Genomic DNA, 11,237 nt, shown 5'->3' on the forward strand with positions numbered 1-11,237 from the left:
CGCGCGCCTTCAGAACTGCATGTAGATGAATTCGCGCGCCTGCCAGCGGCCAAGCGCCAACAGGGCCAAGATGCCGGCGTAATAGGCGCCCCAGCGCACGGCCACCGGGGCTGCTGCGAGCCGCCGCCAGATCGAGCGCCGCTCGTCGAGCACCTCGACGAAGACGAGGAAGGCGATCAGACCGAAGCCGAGATAGTGCTCGGCGGTGAACGGGTAGCGCGGGATCAGGCCCGGCATCTGCGCTAACCCGCCGGCGATCTTCCGCAGGATCAGCACCGCCTCGCTGACCGAGCCGGCGCGGAAGAAGACCCAGGCGATGGCGATCAGATGGAAGGTCACCAGCACCTGGAGAACCAGAACCGGCGTGCCGGCGGCAAGCCGCGGCAGGCGCTCGGCAAGCCAATGGCGAACCGGCGCGGTGGCAAGCCCGATCCACTGGTAGACGCCGTTCAGCGCCCCCCAGACCACGAACGTCCACCCCACCCCATAGCCGAGGCCGGCATGCCACAGCCCGCTGACCACGAAGACGGTCATCAGGTTTGCATATTGCCGGATGCGGCCGGCCCTGCCGCCGCCGAGCGGGAAGTAGAGATAGTCGCGGAACCAGCGGCCGAGCGAGATGTGCCAGCGGCTGCCCCAGAACTCGGCGGTGCTGCGCGACAGATAGGGGCGGCGGAAGTTTTCCATCAGCGTCAAGCCGAAGAGAAGCGCCACGCCGATGGCGATGTCGGTGTAGCCGGAAAAGTCGCAATAGATCTGGAAGGCGAAGAAATAGACGGCGACCAGCAGCTCGATCGGCGAAGCGTAGGCGGCGATCGAAAAGGCGCGGTCGACGAGCGGCGCCAGATTGTCGGCGATGACGACCTTCTTGAACAGCCCCCATACGATGAGCTGGGCGCCGGCGACGATCTGCTCCGGGTGCGCCCTCAGGCCCTCGCCGAGCTGCGGCAGGAAGGTCGTGGCGCGTTCGATGGGACCGGCCAGGATCTTGGGGAAGAAGGCCGTATAGAGCGCGACGTGGCCGCCATGGCGCTGCGGCTTCAGCCGGCCGACATAGACGTCGATCAGATAGCTCGCGGCGGAAAAGGCGTAGAAGGAAAAGCCGACCGGCGCGGTGACGCCGAGCCGCGGCAAGGCGAAGGGCGCCTCGCCCGCCAGCAATGCGGCGCCGGCGCGCTCAACCTCGCCTGCGACAAAGTCATAGAATTTGAAGATGATCAGCAGGCCGAGCACGACGAGGAGCCCCGCCGACAGAAGCGCCGTCCGGACCGGACGGCGCTCGGCGCGCCCGATGCCCCAGCCGCAGACATAGATGACGAGCGTGACGCCGGCGAGATAGAGCGCGCCAGTCGGCTCGAAGCTCGCATAGAAGACGTAGCTTGCGACCAGCAGCCAAGCCCAGCGGCGGCCCGCCGGCAATGCCGCGTGGACCGCCAGAACGAGCGGCAGGAAGAGGAAGAAGCCGAGCGAATTGAACAGCATCGGACCCTGCCGCCAAGATATTGGGCCGGACCGAGCCCTTCAGTAGGATGCGCCGCCGGCCCGCAGCTCCTCGGGAACCAGATCGATCGGGATTCCGGCGTTGAGGACGAGGTAGCTCGCCAGCGCCTCGCGTTCCGCCTGAGTCGTCTTGATCTCGACGTGACTCGGCTTGTTCATGGTGCCGAGCCAATGTTCCGCAGGCCGATCCTGGGTTATCACCACGGTGATGATGTGGCACGACTGACAGTAGGTCAGCGCCAGATCGCGCCCGTCGCGCGGCAGCACCTTCTCCCAATCCGCCGCGGCGATATCGGCCGGCATCTTGTCGGCGGGCAGCGGCATGTTGAAGGACAGATAGTCGGCAAGGGTCAGCAGCTCATGCTCCTCGAGCTTTTTCAGGCCGGGCATCGAAGCCGATCGCGCCTTCAAGTCGTCTAGCCATTCATCGCGGCTGGCGTGCTTGCCGGCCAGGAGCGCCGTCACCTGATCGACCGGTGCACCATCCTCGATGACCTGGGTGAGCAGCGTCTTCCCACCGGAAGGGATGAACGCGAAAACATCCTCCGTCTCGGCGGTGACGGGCGCCACGGCCCAGGCGCCGAACATGACGGCGGCAAGACAGGCGATCGCAACAATGACGCGCATGCCATGGCTCCTTTTCTTGACGGGACGCGCCCGCTCAGAAGCGCAAATCCTCCGGGACGTCTTCGAATTTCATCGGCATGTTGATGACCGAATAGTGCGAAAACTCCTCGCGCTCCCGGTCGGTCATCTTCAGTTCGCGGTGGAACGGCGACAGGAACATGTTCCGCCACCCCTGCAGGTCGCGGTCCTGGGTCAGGTAGCCCGCGAACAGCGAATGGCAGGACTGACACTTGTTCCAGGCGAGTTCACGCCCGTCGGCCGGCAGCTCCTCGGCGATGAGGCCCGCCTTGGCGGCGGCGACCGCCTCCGACGAAAGCGGCATGTTCAACGCCAGATAGGACGCCAGCGTGCGCATTTCCTTGTCGCCGAGGCCGGTTTCCCGGGCCTTCAGCATTTCGGCCCAATCGGCCTCGCTCAGGCCGCCGGCGGCCATCTCGATGAGCGCCTCCTCATCGGGCGTTTCGCCGAAGACCTCGACGAACAGCGTCCTGCCGCCCTTGGGCATGAAGTCGGGACTGAGCTGGGCGAGCGCCGGCGAGAGACCCGTCAGAAGCAGCATCATCGCGGCCAAGCGGAGGAAACCGGGGACATGCATCACGAGGTTCCTTTGCCTTTCATCCTGTCGCGCAACGAAAAAACCGGCACGGTGATCTGGCGAAGCGCCTTTTCCGGCGGAAATCCGTCGCCGCGCAAAAGGTCGAGCAGGACCACGGTGGTGTCGTCGTAATATTGCTCGTGGCAGTTCATGCAGACGATGGCCGGGATGTCCTCGATGACGACCAGGCGGTCATTGTCCCAGAAAGCCGAGCGTATGGTCTGGGTGCGCAAATCGCTCCCGCCGCAATGGCTGCAGTCCGCCGGCACTTTTTCGTTCGCATCCATGACCTGATCCGATTGTGGATTTTTGGCGAAAAAAGAGGCTGTCGACATGATAAGCCCGATCCGTTGGAAGAAAAACCGGGGCGGGCAAGCCCCAAGGCCCGCCCCGGCAATGGTTTCGTTACCGGAGAGCCTTGCGGCTCAGCCGACCAGCTTCTGCGCCGCCGCGACGACGTGCTCCGCGTTCGGCCGCATCCAGACGAACATCTCGGGCGAGGCCGGCGGGGGCGCGTCGGGGAAGGCGATGCGCTTGAACTTGGCGCCGTCCACATTCTCCGCCACGCGCGCGATCACTTCCGCGCCCGGGCACAGCGTGTAGTAGGACTGGTCGACGGTCAGAAGCCGCTTGGTCTTCTGAACCGACTTAACCAAGGTCTCGGTGTCCATCGGCTTCAGCGAGCGAAGGTCGATGGCCTCGACCGCCATGCCGTTGCCCTTGAGCTGCTCGGCGGCCTTCATCACCTCCGGCATGCTGGCTCCGGAGCCGACGATGGTAAGGTCGCTGCCCTCGGTGCGCACCGCCGCCTTGTCGAGCGGCACCTCATATTGCTCGTCGGGCACGTCCTCGCTCAAGTCGCGCAGGCCGGCCGGATAGAGATAGACCACCGGGTTTGGATCCCGGATCGCCGAAACCATCATGCCCTTGGCGTCGTAGGGCGTCGACGGAATCACCGTCTTCAGCCCCGGAATGTGGGCATAGTAGGTGTCGATCTCATAGTCCGAATGCTGCCCGGCGAAGCCCGGCGTCTGGCCGGTCATCTCCAGGATGAAGACCACCGGCATCGAAGCCTTGCCGCCGGTCATGTGACGCAGCTTGCCGGCGTGATTCTGCAGCAGCTGGAAGACCATGCAGTTCCCCTGATAGGGGATGTAGGTGACCGCCGTGATGCCGGCCAAACCTGAGCCGAGCGTCGCCGCCGCCATCCACATTTCGTCGATGCCGGTGTTGTTGACGCGGATGCGTCCGAACTCCTTCTCCAGATTGATCACCGGCATGCCGGGGTTGGAAGCCACCGGTGGTGTCAGCTCGAAGAGCCACACCATGTCCTTGCGCTGTCGCATCTCGTACTGGACAGCCTCCAGGACCGAATACATCCAAGTTTTCTGTGCCATTGTCTTGACCTTCCTCTAATCCGCGAATTTCTCGATATCGCGTGCGGGCGAATGTCGCCGAGACGCTTAGCCGAACTGCCGGGCAGCAACGCTGCCCTCGACGAAGACGTTCTTCAAACCGTCTTCCGGCGTGCACATCGGCTGTTCGTCCGCCCAGGCGAAGGCCTCTTTGACCTCCTGTTTGACGGCGGCTTCGATCTCATCCGCCTTGGCCTGGTCGAGCACGCCCCACCTGATCAGGATGTTGCGGCAGATATCGACCGGGTCCCTGGCCATCCAGGCACGCACCTCGCGTTCCGGACGGAACGAGGTGATCGCCAGCGGGTCGTAGCCGAAGGCACCGAGCTCGCCGACCTTGGCGCCCGGAGCGCCCCAATGATTGTAGTAGCGGTAGGTCTTGGCCTCGATCAGGGTCGGTCCTTCGCCGGCACGCGCCCGCTCGACCGCCTCCTTGGCCGCGTTATAGACCTGCAGCACATCCTGGCCGTCAACCACGACGCCGGGAATGCGATAGGTCCTTGCGGCATCGGCGATGTCCTCCATCGGGCAGGAGTACGAATAGTGCGCGTACTGGTGATAGAGGTTGTTTTCCAGCACGTACACGAACGGCAGCTTGAGCAGCGCCGCGTTGTTCAGCGCGCCATGGAAGGCGGGCGTCGCATAGGTACCGTCGCCGCCGAAGTTCACGACGACCTGCTTGCTGCCCCTGGCGCGGATGCCGAAGGCGGAGCCGGCGGCCATCACGATGCCCGGACCGATCATGCCGTCGGCGCCCATGAAGCCGACCGAACTGTCGGCGATGTGCATTTCCCCGGCATAGCCGCCGTTCAGGCCGGTCGCCCGGAAATCATACTCCGCGGCCATCTTCTTGATGTCGACGCCCTTGGCGACGGCATGTCCGGTCGGCCGGTGCGTGCTGTAGACAAGATCGATTTCTTCAAACGCGCCCTTGTTGTTCAATGCGGCGCATACGCCGGTGGCAACCGCCTCCTGTCCGGGGTACATGTGGTTGTAGCCCCGATAGCCCGGCTCGGTCAGCATCTTGTCGACGACCGTGCGGTCATACCATCTGATCCGCAGGATCGTCTGCAACATCTCAACCAGCTTCTCGTCGGATAGATCCTTGGCCCAGAAGCCGATCTCGCCGTCCGCCCAGGCAATATTGGGGGCGAGCGAAATGGCGGCGCCGGCGCCGGCCAACCCTTTCAGAAAGGTCCGTCGTCCTTCCGATCGAGGCTGATCCGTATTTTCTGTCTGTGGTGAAATCTCCGTCTTGGGGACCATGGCGTCAGCCTCCAGCTAGTGCGTGCCCCCACGACTGCCAGATTCAAAATATGAGGGCTCGGCCAGCAGTTTTCCTTGACCCAGGTCAATTAGCCGCACCTCTCTTATTGCGGCTCCAAAGTGAAAGCGCGGTCATCGGGCCCGGGAGCGCCATTTATACTGCAGTGCAGCAAGTTCCTTTCCGGCTTGGCCGATCACGACCGGAACGAAGCTGATGGCGAGGATCAACAGCCATGTGCGCCAATCCGGGCGATGCAGGTGCAGGATCTCGGCCACCGCGGGGGTGTAGCTGGCGGCGAGCAAAATGCCTACGCTTAGGGCCAGTGCCGCCCATACGAAAACGTTTCGAGTGATGGAATTCCACAACATCCCGGAGCGCGGATCACGCATGTTGAAGACGTGCCAGAGCTGGGCAAGCGCCAGCGTCAGGAAAGACACCGTCACGGCCGCCTCACCCTCGAGCGCCAACACGCTTCGGGCAATGAAAAGCGCGCCCAGGGTCGCCAGAGTGATGACCACGCCATGGCCGATGATCTCGATCCACAGGGCACGCGTGATGATCGGTTTTGCGGGGTCGCGGGGCGGGCGCTGCAACACCTGCCGGTCGGCCTCGCCGATGCCCAGTGCGAAGGCCGGTAACACGTCGGTCACCAGATTGAGAAACAGGATCTGCAACGGCAAGAGGGGAAGCGGCAGGCCGGCCAGGATCGCCAGCCCGACGACCAGTATCTCGCTCAGATTGCACGACAGGAGATAGGTGACGAAGCGCTGGATATTGCGGAATATGGCGCGGCCTTCGCGGATCGCGGCGACGATGGTCGTAAACGCATCGTCGCGCAGCACCATCGCGGCCGCCTCGCGCGCAACCTGGGTGCCGCGCACGCCCATGGCGATGCCGATATCCGCCTTTTTGAGGGCCGGCGCGTCGTTGACCCCGTCTCCGGTCATGGCGACGATCTCGCCGCCGGTCTGAAAGATCGAGACGATGTCGAGCTTCTGGCCGGGGTTGACCCGCGCGAACACGTCGGCGCTGCGCACCTCCTGCAATTCTGCGGCCGACAGATGCTGCGGCGCCTTCAATTGCGGCCCTTCGATCACCGTTGCGTCGGGACCGGCAAGGCCGATCGCCGCGGCGATGTTGCGCGCCGTGACCGCGTGATCGCCGGTGATCATGACGACGCGGATGCCGGCCTCGCGGCAGCGGGAAATGGCGTCGGGCACATCCGCGCGCGGCGGGTCGTGCAGGCCGAGGAGACCGAGGAAGACCAGGCCACCGTAAGCGGGCGTCTCGGCGGTCGGTACCTGCTTCATGGCGATGGCGAGGACGCGCATGCCGCGCTCCGCCAATTCGTTGGTGCGCTTGAGCCAGGCCCCGGCCCGCCGCTTGCCGAGCGTCTTGGTTCCGTCCTTTCCGGCGACCTCGGTCGCGTGCGCCAGCACCGCCTCGGGCGCGCCCTTGACGAACACGACGAAGGCGTCGTCGGAACGGTGAACCGTGGCCATCATCTTGGTTTCGGTATCGAAGGCCACCTCGCGCACCTCGGGCTGGCTGCGAAGCAACTCCGCTCTGCGTAGCCCACCAAGGCGGCCGGCCCTGAGCAGCGCCAGTTCCATCGGATCGCCGGTATCGCGGCCCTCCCCTTCGCCCAGTTCGGCGTTGTTGCACAGGACCATCGCCGTCAGCGCGTCGCCGAGATGGGGAACCTCGTCGACCTCGATGCGCCGACCGTCAAGCGCGAAGCCCGGCGGTTCGGCCGCAAGTTGCACGTGGCCCGCGGCAAGCCACACCTCGCCCAGCGCCATCTTGTTCTCGGTCAGCGTGCCGGTCTTGTCGGAGAAGATCACCGTCGCCGCGCCGAGCGTCTCGACCGCGGCGAGCCTTTCGATCAATGCATTGTGCCGGGCCATGCGCCACATTCCGCGGGCGAGCGCCATCGTCGCCACGATCGGCAGGCCCTCGGGGATCGCCGCCACCGCGAGCGCGATCGCCGCCTCGATCATCAGGAACACGTCCTGGCCGTAGGCGATGCCGAGCGCGCCGATGACCACCACGATGACCAGCGTGAAGCGGATGAGCTGGCCGCTGAGGCGTTCGAGCTGTCGTTCCAGCGGCGTGCGCTCGGGCTTGGCTTCCTCGACGAGCTGCGAGATACGGCCAAGCTCGGTCTGCATCCCCGTCGCCACGACGACGCCGAGCCCGCTTCCGCGCGTTATCGCCGTTCCCTTGAAGACCATCGAAGTCCGCTCCGCGACGGGGGCGCCGACGGCAACGGGGTCTATGTGCTTTGCCACCGCCACGGATTCGCCCGTCAGGGTCGATTCATCGGTCGACAGGTTGGATGCCTCGACCAGGCGCAAATCGGCGGTGACCACATCGCCGCCTTCGAGCACCACCATGTCGCCGGGAACGATTTCCTGGGCCGGCACGACAATCGAGCGGCCGTCGCGCCTGATCCGCGTGGTGAACCCGCCGAGGATGCGCAGCGCCTCCATGGAGCGCACGGCCCTGAGCTCGGTCGCAAAGCCGATCACGGCATTGATCGCCAACACCACCGCGATCGCCGCCCCTTCCTTCCATTCTCCGAACAGGAAGGCGACGACCGCCGCCGCCCCGAGAAGCGCGATGACGGGGCTCTCGAACTGGCTGCGCAATATGTTGAGAAGCGTCACCGGGCGGCGGACGCGCAGGGCGTTGGGGCCGTAACGCGCAAGCCGGGACTTCGCTTCCCTCCCCGACAGGCCGGTTCCGGTGCTCGCGCCGAGCCCGGAGAGAACCTCTCCCGCCGGCAGCGCATGGGCGCTTGCGGACGGGAAGCGTATGGCCATCGGCTCAGTCATCGCGGTCGCGACCGATTGATATTCGCCAGCATCCGATAGTCTAGGCCCAAGATCGGGGATATGGATGGACATAGGTCAAGACGCCGGCATTTGGGGAGAGCGGCATGACAAAGGGCATTGAAATCGGATTGTTGCATCCAGGCGCCATGGGCCATGTGGTCGGCGGATTGGCGGTACGGGCGGGCGCCCGGGTTTCGTGGGTTTCCGAGGGACGAAGCGCCGAGAGCCGGCAACGCGCCGAGAGATGCGGCTTTAGCGATATGGGCTCGCTGGCCGCCCTGGTGTCCGGGGTGGACATGATCCTGTCCATTTGTCCGCCCGACGCCGCCGTCGATGTCGCCCGCGCGGTGGCCGGCGGAGGCTTTTCGGGTCTCTATGTTGACGCCAATGCGGTCGCGCCGTCGACGGTTCGCCAGGTCGCATCGATCGTCGAGCAGGGCGGCGGCCGCGTCGTCGACGGCGGGATCATCGGACCACCGCCGACGGGCGCCGGGATGACCCGGCTCTACGTCTCGGGAACGGAGACGGATCGGGTGGTGGAATTGTTTGCGGGAACCCCTCTCAACGTGGTTGCGATCGCTCGCGAGGTCGGCGCCGCCTCGGCCCTCAAAATGTGCTACGCCGCCTATACGAAGGGCAGCGCCGCGCTCCTCATCGCCATCCGGGCACTCGCGGCCGCCGAGGGGATCGACCAGACCTTGCTGCAGGAGTGGGCCGTTTCGCAACCCGGCCTCGCCGAGCGGTCGCAACGAAGCGCCAGCCGGAACGCCGGCAAGGCCTGGCGCTACGCCGGCGAGATGCGCGAGATCGCCAGGAGTTTTGAGGAGCGAGGTCTGCCCGGCGGCTTCCACCGCGGCGCGGCGGACGTCTACGAAGCGCTTGCGCCCTTCAAGAATGCCGAAACCGCCCCCGGCCTCGAAGCGGCGGTGCGGCAATTGCTGGGGTCCCGGAAGAGCCGAGCCGCAACCGCCGGGCGCCAACCCGAAACCGGCGTTTCGACGCGCAATAGATGAGCAGCCGAACGGCGTGGTTGGTCTGGCGGGTCGGCCGCACGCCTGTGTTCTCCCTTGGCAATGGGAACCGTGGGCGATACGCCCGATACGACGTTAGTTTGTAAGTCCAAAAACTATACGGTTTGACTCCTCTTTCAACTTGAATAGGTCGATCAAATATGGAGCGTCTTCGATGGCGGGGCCTTGAACCCCGTTTATTGGCGATCGTCGTGTCCGCATTGCTGGCGCCTGCGCCAGCGCGGGTCGCCGTCGTCATCGGGCCCAAAATGGCATCCGACGCACCCCCGACGGCGGAGAAATTGCGTCCTTGCCAGGCCTTTCCTGGCATATAGGATACCGGCATCCTTCGCCTGGCATGGCGAATTTGCCGGCACGATCCGGCAGACCAGCCTTGCCGCGGGCGGACCCCAGAACGAGCGCCTCGTCCAGATTTCGGGAGGCTGAACAAAGACAGTCCGGGCGATGATCATCTGCCAGTGCAACATCATTACCGAACGCCGCATCGAGGAGGCGGTCAACCGTCTCCTCGAAGACGATCCCTGGCAGCTGATCGTCCCGATGCAGGTCTATCATGCCCTAGGAAAAAGCGGACGGTGCCGCGGTTGCTTCCCCAACGTCGTCGACATTACCGCCCGCACGAGGGAAGAGTTTCACAAGCGCCGCGGCTTGGCGGATGCAGAATCGATTTCGTTGCTAAACCAGCCTGACCGCGAAAACCCCCGCCTTTCCGCGCGCCGCCGGCCAACCCGGCGGGCAGGCTCGGGCCGAAGCGCGGCATAAGCGTTATTGATTAGCCTCCTGCTTTGGGCGTAGGGCAGCGATCGCCCAAGTCCGATGTCATTGGCAACCAAGGAGGGAAATTCCCATGAAAGGCGACAAGAAGATCATCAAACGCTTGAATGAGGCCTTGTTTATGGAGCTTGGCGCCGTCAACCAGTACTGGCTTCACCACCGATTGCTCGAAGACTGGGGCTACGCGCTCTTGGCCAAGAAGGAGCGTGAAGAATCGATCGAGGAGATGTGGCACGCCGACAAGATCATTGCGCGGATCATTTTCCTCGAAGGCCACCCGAACCTGCAAACGCTCGCGCCCTTGCGCATTGGCCAGAATGTGAAGGAAGTCCTCGAAAGTGACCTAGCCGGGGAACATGACGCAAGGAATGCCTACAAGGAATCGCGCGCAATCTGCCGGGACCTTGGCGACTATGTCAGCATGCATCTTTTCGAGGAGCTGCTCGCCGACGAGGAAAGCCATATCGATTTCCTCGAGACGCAGCTCGAACTCCTGAACAAGATCGGCGAAGAGCTTTTCGGCCAGCTCAATGCGGCCTCGGCAAACAAGGCGGAGTGACGGCCGCGGAGACGCGATCCGGCAAGGCCGAATTGAATTGAGCACGGACCGCGACGCGAACCTTACGGCGTGCGGCAACGCCGCCCTGTCGAGCGCGGTCGCCCGCAACGACCATCTGCCGTTCGCCTCGATCAGGTCGCTTGCGGTCGATCTCAGCGCCCTCGATGTCGAATTCCGCAGGCTGAACCTCGCCCACCTGCAGCACCATCTGATCTTCGATGCCATCGACAAGGGGCAGGGAGCCCGCGCCGAGGCCATCATGCGCGAACACGCCTACGCGGCGGTTCAGTACCTGGAATTGTTTACCGGCTCGAAGATCGGAATGCATCAAGTGACCTTCATACCCGCAGCCGAATGATGTCATTGGGTCGGCCCCAGAGCGGTTCATGGTTATAGGGAACCATTTGACCGATGCCGACCGAAAGTCGGGCCCCGTGCCTGTTGGAGATGAAATCCGAACATCGCGATGTCGCAAACCGGCGCCGACCGGCTCGACGTTGACATGCTCGACAGCACGGACCTGCCATCTGGCTGGCGCATCCTTGTTCAAGGACAGGCGCTTTCAGCCGTCCGTGACGCTCGCGGCAAGGAAGGACCGCTCCGTCAATCGGCCGGAGACGACCGGTCATCGG

11 protein-coding genes are annotated in these 11,237 nt (G+C 64.4%); 4 read left to right on the top strand and 7 right to left on the bottom strand.

Going from position 1 to position 11,237, the window contains the following annotated elements:
* Positions 1-9 precede the first annotated feature (9 nt).
* The 7 genes from Q8P46_07835 to Q8P46_07865 form a co-directional block, all read right to left on the bottom strand.
* Entirely contained in the window at positions 10-1,482 is a 1,473-nt protein-coding gene (locus Q8P46_07835) for an MBOAT family O-acyltransferase (GenBank protein MDP2620073.1), read from the bottom strand.
* 39 nt (positions 1,483-1,521) lie between these two features.
* Entirely contained in the window at positions 1,522-2,127 is a 606-nt protein-coding gene (locus Q8P46_07840) for a hypothetical protein (GenBank protein ID MDP2620074.1), read from the bottom strand.
* A gap of 34 nt (positions 2,128-2,161) precedes the next feature.
* Complete coding sequence (locus Q8P46_07845; GenBank protein ID MDP2620075.1) at positions 2,162-2,722, bottom strand: hypothetical protein; 561 nt, start codon at positions 2,720-2,722, stop codon at positions 2,162-2,164.
* A complete protein-coding gene (locus Q8P46_07850) occupies positions 2,722-3,009 on the bottom strand; it encodes a type II toxin-antitoxin system MqsA family antitoxin (GenBank protein ID MDP2620076.1) in 288 nt (95 codons plus the stop codon). Before Q8P46_07850 ends, Q8P46_07845 begins: the two co-directional genes overlap by 1 nt.
* Positions 3,010-3,147: 138 nt before the next feature.
* Positions 3,148-4,119 (bottom strand): transketolase C-terminal domain-containing protein, encoded by a 972-nt coding sequence (locus tag Q8P46_07855; protein MDP2620077.1) that lies wholly within the window; start codon positions 4,117-4,119, stop codon positions 3,148-3,150.
* Positions 4,120-4,185: 66 nt separating this feature from the next.
* The gene (locus Q8P46_07860; GenBank protein ID MDP2620078.1) at positions 4,186-5,403 is read right to left on the bottom strand and encodes a thiamine pyrophosphate-dependent dehydrogenase E1 component subunit alpha; all 1,218 of its coding nucleotides are present in this window, start codon (positions 5,401-5,403) and stop codon (positions 4,186-4,188) included.
* A 132-nt stretch (positions 5,404-5,535) separates the two neighbouring features.
* Positions 5,536-8,229 carry a cation-translocating P-type ATPase gene (locus Q8P46_07865; GenBank protein ID MDP2620079.1) on the bottom strand — a complete coding sequence of 898 codons (2,694 nt, stop codon included), beginning with the start codon at positions 8,227-8,229 and terminating at the stop codon, positions 5,536-5,538.
* 116 nt (positions 8,230-8,345) lie between these two features.
* Between Q8P46_07865 and Q8P46_07870 the strand changes: the two genes are divergently transcribed.
* From Q8P46_07870 to Q8P46_07885, 4 genes are all read left to right on the top strand, one after another.
* On the top strand, positions 8,346-9,254 hold the full coding sequence (locus Q8P46_07870) for a DUF1932 domain-containing protein (GenBank protein MDP2620080.1): 909 nt from the start codon (positions 8,346-8,348) through the stop codon (positions 9,252-9,254).
* Positions 9,255-9,716: 462 nt separating this feature from the next.
* A complete protein-coding gene (locus Q8P46_07875; protein ID MDP2620081.1) occupies positions 9,717-10,034 on the top strand; it encodes a (2Fe-2S)-binding protein in 318 nt (105 codons plus the stop codon).
* Between the two features lie 85 nt (positions 10,035-10,119).
* The gene (bfr, locus tag Q8P46_07880) at positions 10,120-10,605 is read left to right on the top strand and encodes a bacterioferritin (GenBank protein ID MDP2620082.1); all 486 of its coding nucleotides are present in this window, start codon (positions 10,120-10,122) and stop codon (positions 10,603-10,605) included.
* 37 nt (positions 10,606-10,642) lie between these two features.
* Entirely contained in the window at positions 10,643-10,963 is a 321-nt protein-coding gene (locus Q8P46_07885; protein ID MDP2620083.1) for an FCD domain-containing protein, read from the top strand.
* Positions 10,964-11,237: the final 274 nt, after the last annotated feature.

It is taken from the genome of Hyphomicrobiales bacterium (assembly GCA_030688605.1).
Taxonomy (GTDB): Bacteria; Pseudomonadota; Alphaproteobacteria; order Rhizobiales; family NORP267; genus JAUYJB01.